This window comes from Alicyclobacillus tolerans (assembly GCF_900142255.1).
GTDB lineage: Bacteria > Bacillota > Bacilli > Alicyclobacillales > Alicyclobacillaceae > Alicyclobacillus_I > Alicyclobacillus_I tolerans.
This window is the reverse complement of record NZ_FRAF01000031.1, coordinates 11,388-28,047: the sequence shown is the minus strand read 5'-3', so window position 1 is coordinate 28,047 and position 16,660 is coordinate 11,388. Positions and strand designations below refer to the sequence as shown.

Below are 16,660 nucleotides of genomic sequence, written 5' to 3'. Positions count from 1 at the left end.
AAAAAGCAGGCTCGGCTTCCTTCACCTGCCTGCTTCATCTGCACACACCGCCAGATTCGGCTCTATTTTCGTCTCTGTCGCATTTTCGACGGCAGATTTTTTCAAACATATACAAAACACGGGGTTGCCTGCGATCTTCACTTGCTTTCTTTGACGATAGATTTCTTTGCCGCCACGGCGGCTTACCTGTCCCTCCAGCCATCCACGCTCCCACCAAGCCTCTACAATTTCCTCAAACTGAAACCCGCGCTCTTTCATGAATTTTTCCAGCGCATTCGGCAAAAAAGCAATGTAATCCCAAAAATCCCCTGCTTTCCATTGGCCGAGCCATCCCCCTGTCGGTGGTTCTCCGTTCTCGCGTCCTTCCATGCGGCCATAAAACCGATGGGGATTGGACGTGGCCAATTCAAGCGCCGCTTCTAATGCGTCCACTTCCCGAATCGGGTCTTCCGCCGCTTCTGTTGCCTGTGCGAACAAGTCAAAATCCACAGGTAGCATCTCCCACGGCAAGGGGCATCCCGCCTCAACAAATGCCGCGTGCGCCACTTCTCCTGCGGTCTGAATGGCCGCTACATACTGTGCGAGACGTTTGGCAACGGGGTCTTCTACGAGAGATTCGTAGCTTGCCTGAAGCTCTCTTGCCCGCATTCTCCATGTTTCCCAATCCGACCGATGAGCGCAGATATAGCGCAAAAAAAGCGGATAGGCATGTCCGTAGTGACGTTGCAATCCCTCCTGCAACTGCTGCACCAACTGGGCTGTTCGGGGACTGGCTTCACCAAACGGCAACGTGTGCAGGTTCAACACACGGCCTCGGGTGCCGCCGTCCTTGCTGTAGGTGAGGATCGATGATTCCCCGGTAGAGAAGACGACCGTGCGCCAGTGTGCGGTTACCGCCGCTCCTCTGACTTGCCCGCGACCCTTACCCTGACCACCTGCCAGTAAATACACCAGTTTACCTAGTGCATTTTCGTTCAGTGCATCTTTCGTATCATCCAGAAACACCGGAATGTGACAAGATGCGGTACAAAGACGCTCCAGGCTCACCTGGGTCTGGTTCCACGTGCGAAGAAGTCCTCCGCCATCACGCCTTGGCACCCCCGCTACACTGGCCGCAACTTTCAGCGCTGTTGTTTTTCCACGACTGGTTCGTCCGCTCAGGTCAATCACAAAGTTGGGACACTCCAGCATATCCAAAAGTGGCGGCACAAACGCCGCGTCAAACAGGACGCGGATGACTGGATAGCCCATAGCGGGGGCGAGTAGCCTTTGCCACTCGCGCACATCGCCTGCAGCGGTTAACGCTTGACAAAGCTGCTCATCTCCACCGCCTTCTGGAGCAAAGGAGACTTTTCGACCAGCAGAACCTGTATCAAAAAAATTTTCCCCGAGCAAAAAACCGTCCCGAAACCACCCCATGCGCGAAGCGATGCCTTTCCGTTCCAATCGATGACGGTTCGCCCGCTCGAATTCATTCAGAAAATCAATCACTTTGGAGGCATTGGTGCTGGTGACCCCCAGGTGATAGGCACTCAGTTTCAGGATTTTTCGAGTATCGCTCAAATCTCCTCTGGGGAGAGTTAATGTGAACCACGAAAACCCGTCACAAGCGGTTAGCTCGAACGCCGCTTCCGAGGTGGGCTCCATCGGCTCGAGCCGCGCGGAAACATAGATCGGCGTAGATATGATCAGTCTCTCCTCGTCCTCCGTCACCTTGTACACGCCATCACTTGAAACGATGTAACCGTCTGGACACACGAGCCATGGATCGGGCGCACCCGGGCAAAACTCCCCAACCAGATGAACGCGAGGCTCTCGACCTCTCCGACTCACAGTCTGCGCCGCTACCGAAATCCCCTCCCCGCCTGCCGCCAGTACCGTTGCCGCCTGCTCCATCTTGGCCCCGTAGGCTCGGACGAATCTCTGTAAATCTTTCAGGCTCAGTGTTGGGTCGGATTTTGTCAGCCGCTTCATCCAATATGCCGCTGCGATTTCACTTTTTTGCGTCAATTGCGCCAAATGCGCAATAGCCCGATCCAGTACACCCGTACCCACATGACCGCTGGACAACTGCTGTTCCACGTCCTGAAGCACACGGACGATGGTGTCTTCATCCACGGTTTCTTCGCCCGGAGAATCTGACGACTCTTCTGCCGTGTGCTCATGTTGGGGAACGCTCTCTCCTTCTTCGCACCGTTCGATCCACCGCCCCACTTGCGCGGCCTTCTCGGTCTCTCCCGCTTCGATCCACTCGGCAAGGAGCGTGTTCAGCGCTTCCCGTTCATACTGGAGAGCGCGACGAACCACCGTTTCATCGATATTCTCGCCCTGACGAATCTGGTCAACCGCAGAAGGCGCACCGAGCAACCGACCTTGTCCCACATGACGGCGCAACAAAAAGGCGGGAGTCCGATTTTCCGCAAAAAATGGGCAAGCTCGGCATTCGAGACGGGGCGCCGCCGCCTCGATGTCCTGGCAATGGACAGGAGCGCGAAAGTGTCGATCCGTGTAGTATTCCAGCGCCTTTTTCTCATCATATGTACTGCCTTCTTTTTGTCCATCCACCTGACACCAGGAGAGCCAAAGTGACGGATCGTCCGGAAGCACTGCACGCAGATTCGCTGCGAGCCTTCCCCATTCCGGCTCTGTGACGCGATCCGGTTGCGATACGTCCGCCATGCGTCGGAACCGGGCGCATACTTCCGTCATACGCTCCGCTTCCTCGCGAGAAAGCGGCAACCACCCTTCCGTCGTGATGTTCCAAGCCCGTATCGGCTCTGGCTCTGTGTCCAGCCCAAACCGTGCCTCCAGTGTCTCGATGGCTTCTATGAAATCTGCAGGATGAATGACGCAGTGACTACTTTCCACGATTTCACAGAGCACCGGATCACCTTTCGTATGCCAGGTGCCAGGAATGCGCAGCACTCTCGCTGCGTCGGTGGCTGCCGCGTCGGCGCACAAAAGTCTCGCGAGACGCCGATTGAGCGCCACCCCTTCATCTCGATCTAGCGGTTCAGGGTAACGAAAATAGATGTGTTTTCCTCCACCGCCGCCGCTTTGAACGATCAGTGTCGGTGTACATCCCATCGATGTGAAAAGTTTCAGTCGCTCCAGTCCGTCAGATAACCGTTCCGGTGAACCGTGATCGTCCAAATCCAGCCAAGCGCCGGGGATATGTGTCACATCCGCCGCTGTACCGGAAGCCTTGACGCGGGGGCACACCCCCGCATACCAACCGACATGAGGATGCAAGTGGGCATGCTGGCTCAAGTGTTCGATCACGCGATCTGCCGCCGATTCCGATGCAGGCACAAAGAGTCTTGCGGCAAACGCCGCCCTCTCATAGTCTCTGTGATGGGCAATGGGTCGAATCTCCACATATCCCTCAAAGTCCACCCACCACAAGTCGGCAAAGCGTTTCAGTTCCTCTCGATTGATGGTCAACGGTCTCATGCCACGCACCCCTTGCTTTGTCTATCTTTGCTCGAGTTCACCAATGCGCCGTATGGCCGCATCAATCTGCTCTTTCGTCTGCGCCCACTGAAAGTGATTCCAAGCGACTTCCAGCGCGTGATGTTTTTCCAGAATTTCCGCTAGATTGTGAACCGCCGCGCCAACGCCTACCGAAACTGCCTTTGCAGTGTTTGAACGATCCACGCCGCATCCTCCTGCCCTCGGGGATTGAGTTGCCAACCTTCTGAACCTTTCTCGAGTTTCACATGAGCTTGGTAGAGCTCTTCCAGTTGCCGAGTCTTTTCCGGGTCACTTTGGCATCGCGCCCGTAAAAAGCGCCAGAGTAATTCTTCCTGTTCGCTTCGCGCCGCCACATCCGTTTTGAGGACTTCTACCGCATCGGGAGACAGGATACGTAGCACCCCGTTCTCTACCCGCTCTCTCGCCCACGATCCATCGTGGAACGGGACAAAGGAGAGCATCTTTTGCCAGCGTTCCCAAAGCGGAAAGAGCCACCTCTCTACAAACGCTTTACCCTCTTCCCATGGCCGGGCCAAATGTTCTTTCCCGCTCCCTACTTCCATGCCTGTTTGTATCAAGGTGTCTTTCCACACACGAATCTCTGCGCACCGAAGCGCGTGCAGCCAGTGTTCCACGCAAACTTGCTCTGTCTGGAGCCACGTTGAATCCGCAAAAAATTTGGGGCCAAGGCGAAAGATGACGCGCCACGGCGCGGCATCTTCGGGATGAAAAGTTTCGTAGGGGTCTGGCATCATCGCGCCGCCACCGCCTGGCTGTTTCGACGCTCCAGAATGGCTTGAGCCAAGTCACGCTTGCGGCGAAGGGATTGCATAATGTCCTCATCGACCGTGCCTGCTGCAACCAGATATTCATAGTGGCAGGCACTCGATGTTTGCCCCAGGCGATGAATCCGATCCTGACTTTGCGCATGCCGCGCTTCGCTGTAATCGAGGCTGTAATAAATCACCGTGTCGGCCCGATGCAGTGTCACGCCCTCGGCCACGGCTTGTATCTGACCGATGATGACGCGAAGGTCGGTGTCTCCCTGAAAATCCGCGACCATGCGTGTGCGATCCGAGGACGATGTGCGTCCATCAAGAACCGCAAAGGAAAATCCGAGACGATCCACGGCATCGGCAATCCCATCGATTTCATCGCGAAACCGCGCAAAAATCAACACTTTCCGCTTTGGGTCGGCGAGTAAATCAGAGAGTCGGTCGGAAAGCGACGCCAGTTTGGCATCATGCAGACGTTTTCCTTCCAAATATCCACCCGAAATCTGCGTGAGCCGAAGAAGTTGTGTCAAAACATTCGGCGCTGTGATGCTCTCTCCCGTTTCCAGTTCTGCGACCATCTCCGTCTCCAACTGCTCGTAGACGCGACGTACACTTCGCGGCAACTCCACGGGGACAACCCTTGCCATCTTTTCCGGTAGACTCGGTAGTTTTCCGGCAAACTGCCATCCTGACGTGGTGCGCTCATAAACCGACCAAGTCCCATCTGGGTCCTGGCGTTTTTGCATCACGATGCTTCGGCCATGGAAACGCTCCTCGAACTCCGCCATGTTCTTGTAGCCCGTAATCTGCTGGGGTATGTAGGGATTCACCACGCAAAAACGTTCTCGAAACCGCACAATGGATTCCCCAAATACGCCAGGATCGAGGAAACGGAAAAGGCCCGGCGCATCAATGGGACCGTTGGGGAGCGGCGTCCCTGATAAACCTAAACGCTTCGCGCCTGTGCGTTTGGCCATCCGTGCGGCAGCTTTTCCATTCACCGTTTGCCAACCTTTTAATCGGTGGCACTCATCCGCGACGATGAGGTCGGGCCGAAAGGCGGTCAACGCCGCTTCGAGTTTCGCAATCGATTCGTAGTTCGTGACGAGCACTCCACACTGCGTATCGCGAATCAGCCTCTCCCGTTTGGCCAGGCTCCCGTCCAACACATGCACAGGGAGCGCCAAGTCCCACTGCTTTGCCTCCAGTGCCCATACACCCAGCACGCTTTTCGGTGCGAACACAACGACTCTTTGTGCGCCTTTTTCACGGAGATACGAAAGCGTCACAGCCGTTTTCCCAAGCCCCGGATCGACGGCTAAGAGAACACCTGAGCAACGCGACAAACGCGTTTTGACCCCTTCTAGCAAGCGTTGTTGATGTTCCATCAACTCCATGATATGTCCACCCCCACAGTGACAGGCTCCGTCTCCGATTGCTTGCAAAACAGACAAACGGGCGACTTAGCGGTACTGGCGATTAAACTTTCACACCGCCTACAAACCAGGACTTGATATCGATGTTTTTCGTGATCCCGCCACTGTGTGCCATCCCAAAACAGCGTGTGATGCAGGCTCACCCGCTCTCGAAGGGGGTGGTGGCAATGCGGACACACCTGTCTGGATAAGGGCAACGGGTCTTCGGAGAGTTCAAAACCGTAGTACTCCTTGCAAAAAGCGCAAGAGAAAAGGTAGAAAAACTGCCTGGAAGCAATGTGATGAAAAAATGGAATGTTGTTTTTTTCGTGGCTTTTCGTTATAGTGAGGTTTGTCAATGACCACATACCTTTCATTCATCCCGCGCCCCCACAGCGCGGGATGAGTTTTTTGTGTTCAAAAGTAGATGTGTTCCTGTCGATAGCAGGGCTTGGGCTTCATGGATTCCCACTGGGCGCGTCGCTTCTTGGCTTCCTCGATCTCCCGGTCTTCCTGCAAAGCCAAAAGCGTTCTGAGCACCAGCATGGCCAGTTCCGGGCGAGTGATGGACGTTTTCTCCCCCCGCGCCTTTTTGGCAGCACGTTTCCTTTCCCGGCGAGCCCGATCCAGTTCTTTGCAACACTCCCGACAGGTGTTGGACACCTTGCCCAGATGGAGTCGAAAGTACTTTTCTGTTGCGGGGAAGACGCCCCCGCAACGACTGCAACGTTTGTTCTCCACTCTTCATTCACCTACAGCGACCGTTTCTGGTTTTTCTTGCTGAATCATCGCGTTCAAGGTCTCGGCCATCTCTTTGCTTCGTTTCAATCCTTGGATCAAGGCGAGTCCCGTGTAAACTTCCAGAGTTTCTGGCGTTTTGAGCACACCCCAGGAGCGCGATCCTTCGGTTTTGAGTTCCAGTGTCAGGCGGATTTTGCGTCCGGAAAGCGGCTGACCCTTGCCCAGCACACTCGTCGCAAAATGATCCCAAACTTTATGTGAGGTAGGCGGCAAGTAGATGAGCGTCGGCACGCTTGCGCCATCCTCCAGAAAGTACAGGCGCCTTGTTTCCTTGCAAGCACGGCGGCGTTTCCCGGACTCGTCGGCCACAAACTGGTTGAAGGGGCACGTTGAGCAGATGCGTTGTTCCACGATGCCGCCCTCCTCGGAAAACACCGTACCCTGCTTTCCGTCCAGACTGCGGCAAAGCAGTCGCGGATTTTCCTCATCTTCCCGATCAAAAAGTGCGCGATTCGTTTTCGCCTCAATGACGATCCCGGTGAGCTCTGATTTCAAGTCTCCGGCGTTGTCCTGCCAGTGTTTGCCGTTGATTTTGTAGCGCGGCAGAATCACCTTCGCGTCTTGAATTTCTTCCTTGACCGACTGACCGATACTTTCCGCATACTCTTCCAGCGTGATACCGTGTTCCAGGAGTTCCTTCGCTGCCTCTTCCGTCAATCCCAGTCGTTCCAGTACTTTCGAGTCCCAAAGTTGTACATCGTTTGCCATGATCCATCGTCTCCCTTGTCATGCGTTATGAGTTGGTTGCGTTGCTTACGTTCTATCTTGGAAAGAGTGTGTGACTAACGAGCATTTTGCAGTTCATCATGAGACGTTTCACTTCGCGTGTATAAGCTTTGCCAGTTATCTTCCTGATAACAAGCGGCATGGAATTCACAATCCGCGCAGGCGTGATAATTTTTCCGAAGCACCCCTCGCCTGCGTTCAAATCCCATGACTTGTGTGGCATGCCACAGTTGTGCCTGAAACTCAGCCCGTTGCTCAGGTGTTGGAAAAAGGAACGTCTCCACCACTTTGTCATTTGTGGCGAGAAACTCTTCCAACAGCCGTGCCTTGTACCCCTCAAGCGTCTCTCCCTTTTGGGGCTGCTTGCGTGTCTTTCCGATATAGCGCACCGCCGCGCCCTCGACTTGCAGGGCTTCACTGTACAGTGTGATCTGACGATTGCCCCCGTACTGTTCGATGAAGTGATCGTAAGTGATACCGCTGGTCTTGTACTCCAACAGATAACGCTTCCCGTCTAAAAGGACGATACCGTCCGCCTTGCCGCCCAGAACATACGTGCGGCTTTTACTGCCGTTTTGCGGATTGACAATCGGCACCGTAAACTCCTGTTCAGCCGCAAGTAAGGGATAACGAGGAAAGATTCGCAGTGCTGCCCGCACATAAACTTCGATCCTTGCTTGCTCCAAAGCATACTTGTCGGTTTCTTCCGCAGAGAGATACGGTTCGATGAAAGCAAAGTCGGAAAGAGCTGCATCCACTGCTGTCTCTTCTTCCGCCCCCAGATTCGCCGCCTCCATCCCGGCATGCACGGCTCTGCCGATCACGAGTGGCCAACGAATCCCTCGTGGACGTAGACGCTGTACATAATGGAAGTTAGCTTTGGTCGGGCACGTCTCCCACATAGACAAACGGCTTTGCGTTAAGATTTCCAGCTTTCTTCACCTCAAATAGAATGAATTTGAAATTATGGAATGTATTTCTTCTGGTTGTCGACGTCGACGATAACTCGACAAAAAAGAGGTGTCAATCACTTTTTTGAAAGTTTTGCAACCACTGCATCAGTGCCCCCCGTTCGACACGATAGCAACGGGTAGAAAGTTTGATCAGCGGAAAATCTTTGCGGCGCATGAGGGTGTACGCCTGACTTTTGCTGATACCCAAGGTCTGAGCCACCCCCTTGCAATCCAAAAACGTTGCCGTCGAGTCGAAAGCATGCGTAGGTTCCAGACCGTTCATGCGTGATTCCCCCTTGGAAGTTTATCTCAGGTAAACGCGATTATATATCTGTAAAATAGATATATCAAGTGTTATTTCGTGATATAAAAGAAAAATTTATTTTGTTGCGTAATATATTTGTTTTGATTTAAGATAGAGAACAAGGAAGGAGGTGGATCTGTGTGGCGGGATTGGGCGAACGTTTGCGAAAAGCACGAAAAGCCAAGGGATTCAAGCAAACGGATGTTGCGGCCATTTTAGGGATGGGACAATCATCGCTTTCGGCGTATGAAAAAGAACAGCGAAATCCAGACCTGCCAACGCTCCAGAAGTTGGCAGAACTCTATGGTATCCAAGTGACGGATTTGCTGGCACCGGATCCCGTAGAACAAGAGAACCTTGGAGCGCCTTTGGAACTGGACGATGTACTGCGCGAGGAGCGCTTGATGTTCCACGGCAAACCTTTGACCGAAGTCGAAAGAGAGAGAATTCGAGGCATCTTGATCGGTCTCTACTGGGATGCCATGAAAAGGGATGGAGAAAGGGGCTAAGGGATTGAGGGTATGGGGATTGCACAGAGAATTGGCCAAGCTGTAGAAAATGTCATTCAAACCTATCAGGAAACCGAACCGAAAGCATTGACCGAAAAAATGGGCATCGTGTTAAAACGCGAACCTTTGCCCGAAGGGGTTCAAGGGTTGACAGCAACGTTGTTGGGTTATCCCTACATTGTGGTTCAAGCTGCCCTTCCAAAACAGAAAGAACGGTACGTGCTGGCTCATGAACTGGGACATCACGTCCTGCATCCATGCGCCAACTACTATTTTTTACGTCAAACCTATGCCTGGACCGACAAGTTGGAGTTTGAATCCGATCTCTTTGCAACGTTTCTCTTGGCACGTCACAGCTTTGCATCCTGGACGTTTCAAAGTCTCCATCAGGAAGCTGGACTTCCAAAGTATTTGGCGCTACGGGTTTTAGAATGTCCTGAAGCCTGTACGGTCTATGAGAAACTGCGTCAGGCGGTATAAAAAAGAAAGGTGAAAACGAGTGGCATTGACAGGTCGTGTGGTCAAACGAAACGAGAAATGGGCATATGTCATCAATCTTCCCCTCGATCCAAGGACGGGAAGATACCCACAAAAATGGAAGATGGGCTTCTCCACTAAAAAAGAAGCCCAGGAGGCTTTGCAAAAAGCACTTCTTGAAACCGACGAAATCGCTTTATGGACGAAAGACTTCACGCTCGCAGAGTACTTGGAACATTGGCTGGAAAAGTCTGTACGAGTAAAAAATCGCCCATCTACCATGGCGACGTATGAACAGAGTGTACGCATCATCTCTCAGCATTTAGGTAAAATCAAGCTTCGAAAACTTCGACCCCATCAAATTGAGGCGCTATATGAAAGATTGACTGAAGTTTACGAACCGAGCACGCTATACAAAATTCATCGCAATTTTCGCACGGCGCTAGGAAAGGCGGTAAAATGGGGTTATTTGAAAGAAAATCCGATGACCCGCGTGGACTCTCCAGCGAATCGAAAAAAAGAAAAAGCCGTACTTACCCCCGAACAGCTTCAACAATGTTTGAACTATCTCCAAGTCCATTCACCAGTTATCTATATGGCGGTGTTTCTAGCTGCCCATACCGGAATGAGACGGGGGGAAGTTGCCGGGCTTCAGTGGCGAGATGTGGACTTGGAAAGTCAAACGATCCGAGTGGAGCGAAGCCTTTCGGAAGTCAAGGGGAAAGTTTATATCAGTGAGCCTAAAACTACCAAAAGCTTGCGAACGATTGCTGTCAGCGAACAGGTATTAGAAGCGTTGAACGCATGGAAATCTCATCTGGAAGCCCAACTCCAAAGGCCCCTTCGTGAAGAAGACTGGGTGCTGGTCACGAAAAAAGGCACCCCCATCCAACCGAAACGATTTTCTGTTGATTTTAGAAACGCCGTCAAAAAATTAGATCTGCCACCTGTAACTTTCCACGGCCTTCGTCACACCCATGCAACGCTTTTGCTGATGGAAAAAGTTCCACTGAAAATTATTTCCGAACGCCTGGGCCACGCCTCCATCACGATTACAGCAGACACATATGCCCATGTGACGGAAAACATGCAACGAGAGGCGGTGGAAGCGTTGGATCGAATCTTCTCTACCAAGTAGTCTCTTTTGATAAAGAAGAGATTCGTTACTCATTCGTTACTGAAATGGTGAAATCGACAATGAGCTAACGGCTGAAAACCTGCGCCACAAAAGGGATTTTTGGCTTAATTCGGTTTCGCGGCAATCGGTTCATAAGGGACAATGCTTTTACGTCCCATTGTACGTTCTTTCTCAGCGTCTCTCTCATTTGTGACAGCCATTCGTGTTATTGTAACTTCTTGCGGAGAAATTGGATCGATACTTTTTGCAAAGCTAAATTGTACTGGACCTCGAACTTGACCACAATTTACCTCCATTGTCATTACAGCACCAAACGTGCGAATATCATAATATTTATTACACATCCAGCGAGCGAGTGTCAGTTGGTCGTCTTTTTTCTTTGCTTCCAATTTGTCTTTTTTTAATTCAATATTTGGATTGTTCTCGAACGCCTCCTTGTTGAGATTGTTCAAAACTACGGCTTCTTTTACATAGATATCAAAAGACGGTTCGCCGCCTTTTACAAGTTCAATATAATTGCGAACCTTTCGTTTAATACAGACGTCCGTAACCAGTCCACAACCAGTTTCAGCATCCATCCGAGGTAGATTCCCTGCATCGGGATCGCCGTTGGGATTTCCGTTTTCAACATCAAACAATAAAACAAATTCATACCGCTTTGCCAAAGGTGTTTTTTCGATCATTGATAAATCCCCCTATTCGTAGAGTTTAAATTAATTTTCTGCCTTTTTCGTAAAGAATTCTTGACGTTGATGATAATATCCGAGTGCAAACATCCCTTGTTCCTCCAACGTTAACCGCTTAGGAAACTGCGGTGGTAGCGTATTCATTACTTCCTGAATACGGTAGTCATTGTTTTTCCCCCATTTCTCGTCCTTAGCAATGTGATGCTGCGCCAGACTTAGTAAGCGAGGAAATACATTGGCGGGAGTTGCAGATGCTGCACCCCAGAACCGGTCTCGGATGGAGGCGTTAATGCTCTGTCCTAATGCACTCTCCTGTGTGCGCTCCAAGCACGCGAATAGTCTGCCTAGATGATAGGGGATACTCTTGGATTGCTTATTTAATTCCATTGTAATCTCTCCTTCAAGTGGATTTTTATTGAAACGATAGTAGCGAAGTAAATATGCCTTAATCATAGCTGCGCGAACTGCACCGATTTTATACAATCCCTTCTTTGGTTCGTCGCCTTCAGCACGGATTCGATTCATAAGTTGCGCAAAGACAGATCGTGAGTAGGGCAACCCAAGCAGAAACGAACGCATCATTTGTCCCTCTATATTTGGAGATATATTACTCCAATCGTGCCCAATGGCGGTTTCACGGAGTAATTCTCGAATGGTTGGACTTCTTTCCAATCCAACGATAGACAAATCCTGATAGTGTCGCCATACACGTTCCCCTAGTTCACCTATAGTTCCGGTGTACCAAAAACGGATGGATAGGCGTGCAGCATTTGGTGATAGTCCTAATATGTAGAATGTTGTATCCTTATTTAAATCCGCAAATGTATCGTTGAAATGTTGACCTTGTCGAATGCGAGTGACAACACTTTTCACTCGAGTTCTGATACTGTCTTCATCAGACTGACCTGCATCCTCATCGAAATTCTGCAATAAGCTTGCCATCCAGTCCTGCTCTTTTGTGGCCAATGATTCTGCCCAAAAAACAACGGTTGTGTCATTCATCCGCACCCTGTGAGCAGGATCAGACAAGAATTTGTTTAAAACATATCCGTAGGCATCAGTTGCAGTCTTTGAAGTTGGCGCATTATAAGATTGCTCCCTCCCATAGGAACAAAATGATTCCTTATTGAAGGAAACGATTGCAGCGCCAGACGATTGGGCACCAGCAATATTTTTAATACTAGGATGAAGTCGGGCAATTTGATCTGTCTGCATCTTCTCACCAGTGATTAAACAAGTGAATAGAGTACGTTTTTCGGTTACATTATCAGCTACTCTGTTGTAATAGTCCTCCCACGCCAGTTGAATATCACGATTTTTGTGAAGAAACTGACCAGTAGGTGCATACTTTAAAACGCATAGCCCCCCATTGCTTAAAGACTTCAGCAAAGTCTTGTCAGCTAGTTGTTTAATTTGTTCTTCTAACTGCTCGTATGAAAGTTCCAGGAAAGAATGTAATGCCAAAATATCAGGCGATTTCGTCTTGATATGTTTTAACACATCTTTCCACAGCTTTCTCATTGCTTCTCTGTATGCCCATCCATGCTTGGCTTCCGGTAAAGCCGCACCAAATAAATAACTTGGTTTGTCACATAAGAAATATGGTTTGATTCCGGAAGATCGTTTCTCTTGCTTCGGTACAACATGTTTTATTTTACTAATTTTCCCATTCGCACTTTCCGGCTGAATGATTGCTACAACATGACCATGCTCATTCAACTGTACTTCAAATGACACGTCTACTGATGAATATTCTGCTCTTGGTATGCTTTCATTTTCGCTTTCCCTTTCTTGAAGCAACTGATGGTATCGATATAAAGACTGTAAAATCAACGGATTGCCTCCTCTAATGGGGGTACTTCGATAACCCCATTAATCATCTGTGCACGAAAGAAATGAGGAATGATTTCTTCTACTTGACCCTTGGAATTCACATGGAATGTCTGGTCCAACAGCATGTATCCCAAATCTATCTCACCAAAATTTGTGCTCTCGTAGGTATCAGTAACTTTGTTATCTCCCAACAACTCAAAGTTTGCAGGAAATTCCCGACAGCCTAGATAGGGTCGATGGAAACACTGTCCTTGTCGTGCGCGTCGCAAAAATATGTTGTAGTGTTTTTCTGGGGTATCTTCCTTTCCACACTGTTCTGTCATTTCAAAATGTGCCTCAATGACATATTGGACATTTTTCAATATTAGAGAAGCGCGCTGTTGTCGCTCTTCACTCACATAAATAGACTTTTTTCTAGCTGAAGCTTTTGATTCCACCTCATTTCGACGGATATTTTCAAAATGGATTGGATTCAAAACGTGAATTCGATCAACTACCCAACGTATCGCAGGTTTCCAATGGATTGCCTCCAAGATACCGCGTGCAGCTGATGGTGTCATGACATCGTAGCTAACTCGTTCTACTTTCATCTCTGGTCTTGTGAAACATGCATAGTCTCCCCATACGCGTAGAGCAATTCCATAGCCCATTTAATCAACTCCCTTAAAATATGAGGGTCTCAATTTCAGTTAATTCAGTTGCCTGTAATAACCCAGACTGCTGATGGTAGTAAGACTTGTCAGTTAGGACCAATACACCTTCCACATTCTTTAGTAAATTCTGACGTTGGTATTCTATCAACTCATGTTGATAAATTTGCACGACATACGCTTGTAATTGACGCAATATACTTAACGGATAATGTGCTTCAGCAAGCAATTTAATCAAATGTTCAGCTACCGGATCGTAAGGAACGACAACGGCTTGCATATTTTCTTCAATAAACATGAACCGATCTGCAATATCCTGGTAGGGAATTTCAAAATTTCTGTTTTTGGATTTTAATAGACTCATAATCCCTTCCGAATCAGTCACCTGTTCCATCCGACCATCACTTATGCCATGAATGCGTTCAAAATATTTCTGGATGGAAGACAAGGCCAACGGGGGTTGCTTGCAATACTCAATCGTGTTTTGTGCTTCCGTAGCTGTCTCCTTTATCCAACCTCTTGAGGGCATTCCATGTTGTTCCGGAAAAAACACTCTCACGATACCAATCTTATCATGACCCTCGCGGTTGCATCGTCCAGCCGCTTGTGCAATCGAATCTAATCCTGCATAAGCACGCAGCACGACTGGAAAATCAATATCTACACCTGCCTCTATCAACTGTGTTGATACTAATCGGCAAGGTAATTTCATATATAGCCTTTCGCGAACTTCATTTAAAATAGTAGAACGATGTTTTGCACAAAGTCGCCCGCTCAGGTGATAGACACCCTCTAAACCTCGTTCCTTCAACTGATCAAACAATAGCTTTGAATGCCTACGGGTATTCACGATGCAAAGGACTTGTAGTGAATCCTTCATCCATTCAACAATTTGCTGATCAGGGATAATCTCAGTATTACAGCCATATACGTGCACTTCGACACGTTTGAAAGCTTCTACCAATTCTTTAGGAGATGGGTAATCCATGATCTCCGTCACTTGTATACCTAGACCAGCCCAAGATGGTTGAGTTGCTGTACAAAGCACAACAGAGCATCGATAAGAAACGATTAGTTCTTCAAGTGCGTGCAAACAGGGCTTCATATACCCTCTTGGAATGCTCTGTGCTTCGTCGAGAATGATAACTGAGTTTACAATATTGTGCAATTTTCTGCATTTACTGCGTTTATTCGCAAACAACGATTCAAAAAATTGTACAGATGTCGTGACCACCACAGGTGCATCCCAATTCTCGGTGTTCAATTTCAGACGCCTAATTTCGTCTTGATCATAATTTTCTTGATATTCATCGTAGTTGAAGTTACTGTGATGTTCCAACACTGCATCTGGACCGAGTGCTTCTCGGAATTGCTGGGCATTTTGTTCGATTATGCTTGTAAAAGGGATGACGTAAATGATTCGTCGTTTATCATATAGGTGCGCATGTTCTAAAGCAAACGCCAATGAAGACAAAGTCTTACCACCACCTGTTGGCACGGTTAAAGCAAACATTCTTGGTGAAAGTTTTGCCTGTCGTTCACATGCTGAGAGAATTTGCTGGCGTAACTGATTAATTCGCGTATCTGCGGCATGCTTAAGCTTTTCTGACATAAACGATCGAAATCTCATTTGTAAAACAGCAATAGATGGCGCTTGCCTTTTACTCATTGTATTTTCCACTGGATTACAATAATTTCTTGTATCTACCGAATCTGCATCAACTAAACACGAGTAGAGCATCCGACCAAGAAATTGATAACTCCACGCAGGATATTCTCTGTTCCAGCGCTGAACAAGAGCATTTTTTTCTGTATCAAATGCTTGTTTAACAACTTCCACTTCCTCCCAAGCTGATGACCAAGAAGGAATATCTTTTTTCATTAGGCGATTTAAGAGAGTTCCCTCTTCAGCAACAGTGCCATGATTCTTTAATCCGCCATGATGACCAGAAATCACATGTGCAAGGAGTCTGGCTAAATATTGATCTAAATGAGTTGTACCCAAATAATCTCGTACGGTTTCGCTTTTGACAATCCACTGCGCTCCTGCAGTTGAATGGTCAACGCGAACGTGTTCACCCCTAATACGCTTCTGAAATATATGAGAATACTTACCGATATCGTGTAATATCCCTGCTAGGTACCCCAAATATCCAACTCCAAAAACCTCTGCATAACGCATGCTAAGAGTGGCTACCCCTTCAAGGTGATCCTTTAACTTTTGATATTGCCCGTCTTCTCTAGTATGCGCATAGAAATCCACGATGTAAGCGCTCCTTGCTATATAAATCATAAGCTAGTAATTATTTACACTATACAAACCAAAAATCCTGCATGATTTCTATTTGAGCGTTTTGCAGAATTAAATTTTTGTTAGAAGCGAAAAATAAACTCTATTGCAGGACAGCAAAACAGGCTTACAAATAATAGACGCTGGTCTCTCGAACGCCTTTGTATAAATTCTATATTTTTGTTATAAAAACAATTATTTCTTTTACACTGTCGTCATCTGTCGTTCAAGATGATTCAACGCGAGCACTGATACAAGTAACACGATCGCGTTGATGGGCATGGAATTGTCAAATTTAGTTTAGCCCCGAAACTCGTAACACCAGTTCATGGCTATGCTTGGGGATTGGGATGAAGTTAGGGGAAAGGTGTGGATTTTCCAGTCGTACTTTTCTGGAAAATACGACCTGACCTTGGCAAACTAGACCCTTAATAAAAAGGTATGCCCCCTGGGGTTAGTCATGGATAGTAAGCTGAACGTAAGTGAAGCCGAAATCCTCAGAAGGTATGGAAATAGACAAAAAGCAAAGGCTGTCTTTTAATGAAGTAGATAAGAGTAGCAGAGATGCCAATATGTCATGACGCAAAAGCGTGCTGACTGGTCCAAGGTTGTCCAGCTAAGAATCCTG

The 16,660-nt window shown here is 48.6% G+C and carries 15 protein-coding genes; 3 read left to right on the top strand and 12 right to left on the bottom strand.

Annotation, left to right across the window (positions count from 1 at the left end):
- Positions 1-21 precede the first annotated feature (21 nt).
- The 8 genes from BUA75_RS13905 to BUA75_RS13870 form a co-directional block, all read right to left on the bottom strand.
- Positions 22-2,868, bottom strand: coding sequence for a DUF927 domain-containing protein (locus BUA75_RS13905; RefSeq protein WP_242650342.1), 2,847 nt, complete (start codon positions 2,866-2,868; stop codon positions 22-24).
- A gap of 606 nt (positions 2,869-3,474) precedes the next feature.
- A complete protein-coding gene (locus BUA75_RS13900) occupies positions 3,475-3,657 on the bottom strand; it encodes a hypothetical protein (RefSeq protein WP_072875201.1) in 183 nt (60 codons plus the stop codon).
- Complete coding sequence (locus tag BUA75_RS13895) at positions 3,621-4,229, bottom strand: hypothetical protein (protein ID WP_072875200.1); 609 nt, start codon at positions 4,227-4,229, stop codon at positions 3,621-3,623. The genes BUA75_RS13900 and BUA75_RS13895 overlap by 37 nt, the downstream gene beginning before the upstream one ends.
- Complete coding sequence (locus tag BUA75_RS13890) at positions 4,226-5,647, bottom strand: DEAD/DEAH box helicase (protein WP_072875199.1); 1,422 nt, start codon at positions 5,645-5,647, stop codon at positions 4,226-4,228. The genes BUA75_RS13895 and BUA75_RS13890 overlap by 4 nt, the downstream gene beginning before the upstream one ends.
- Positions 5,648-6,082: 435 nt before the next feature.
- Complete coding sequence (locus BUA75_RS13885) at positions 6,083-6,406, bottom strand: hypothetical protein (RefSeq protein ID WP_129583672.1); 324 nt, start codon at positions 6,404-6,406, stop codon at positions 6,083-6,085.
- A 3-nt stretch (positions 6,407-6,409) separates the two neighbouring features.
- Positions 6,410-7,174, bottom strand: coding sequence for a hypothetical protein (locus BUA75_RS13880; RefSeq protein ID WP_072875197.1), 765 nt, complete (start codon positions 7,172-7,174; stop codon positions 6,410-6,412).
- A gap of 74 nt (positions 7,175-7,248) precedes the next feature.
- On the bottom strand, positions 7,249-8,118 hold the full coding sequence (locus tag BUA75_RS13875; RefSeq protein ID WP_278247887.1) for a PD-(D/E)XK nuclease family protein: 870 nt from the start codon (positions 8,116-8,118) through the stop codon (positions 7,249-7,251).
- 97 nt (positions 8,119-8,215) lie between these two features.
- Positions 8,216-8,428: a helix-turn-helix transcriptional regulator gene (locus BUA75_RS13870; RefSeq protein WP_072875195.1), complete on the bottom strand. Its 213-nt coding sequence runs from the start codon at positions 8,426-8,428 to the stop codon at positions 8,216-8,218.
- A 161-nt stretch (positions 8,429-8,589) separates the two neighbouring features.
- Between BUA75_RS13870 and BUA75_RS13865 the strand changes: the two genes are divergently transcribed.
- The 3 genes from BUA75_RS13865 to BUA75_RS13855 are packed head-to-tail and all read left to right on the top strand — an operon-like array spanning position 8,590 to position 10,573.
- Positions 8,590-8,958 (top strand): helix-turn-helix domain-containing protein, encoded by a 369-nt coding sequence (locus BUA75_RS13865; protein WP_072875194.1) that lies wholly within the window; start codon positions 8,590-8,592, stop codon positions 8,956-8,958.
- Between the two features lie 12 nt (positions 8,959-8,970).
- Positions 8,971-9,438: an ImmA/IrrE family metallo-endopeptidase gene (locus tag BUA75_RS13860; protein ID WP_072875193.1), complete on the top strand. Its 468-nt coding sequence runs from the start codon at positions 8,971-8,973 to the stop codon at positions 9,436-9,438.
- A gap of 19 nt (positions 9,439-9,457) precedes the next feature.
- Complete coding sequence (locus BUA75_RS13855) at positions 9,458-10,573, top strand: site-specific integrase (RefSeq protein ID WP_072875192.1); 1,116 nt, start codon at positions 9,458-9,460, stop codon at positions 10,571-10,573.
- A 104-nt stretch (positions 10,574-10,677) separates the two neighbouring features.
- Here the strand turns inward: BUA75_RS13855 and cas7c are convergent, their stop codons facing one another.
- Genes cas7c through BUA75_RS13835 form a run of 4 tightly spaced genes read right to left on the bottom strand, consistent with a single transcriptional unit; the run spans position 10,678 to position 16,005 of the window.
- Entirely contained in the window at positions 10,678-11,256 is a 579-nt protein-coding gene (gene cas7c, locus BUA75_RS13850) for a type I-C CRISPR-associated protein Cas7/Csd2 (protein WP_083574375.1), read from the bottom strand.
- Between the two features lie 30 nt (positions 11,257-11,286).
- The gene (gene cas8c, locus BUA75_RS13845) at positions 11,287-13,092 is read right to left on the bottom strand and encodes a type I-C CRISPR-associated protein Cas8c/Csd1 (protein WP_072875191.1); all 1,806 of its coding nucleotides are present in this window, start codon (positions 13,090-13,092) and stop codon (positions 11,287-11,289) included.
- Entirely contained in the window at positions 13,089-13,742 is a 654-nt protein-coding gene (gene cas5c / locus BUA75_RS13840) for a type I-C CRISPR-associated protein Cas5c (RefSeq protein ID WP_072875190.1), read from the bottom strand. The genes cas8c and cas5c overlap by 4 nt, the downstream gene beginning before the upstream one ends.
- Before the next feature lie 13 nt (positions 13,743-13,755).
- Positions 13,756-16,005, bottom strand: a complete 2,250-nt coding sequence (locus BUA75_RS13835; RefSeq protein ID WP_072875189.1) for a CRISPR-associated helicase/endonuclease Cas3 — start codon at positions 16,003-16,005, stop codon at positions 13,756-13,758.
- Positions 16,006-16,660: the final 655 nt, after the last annotated feature.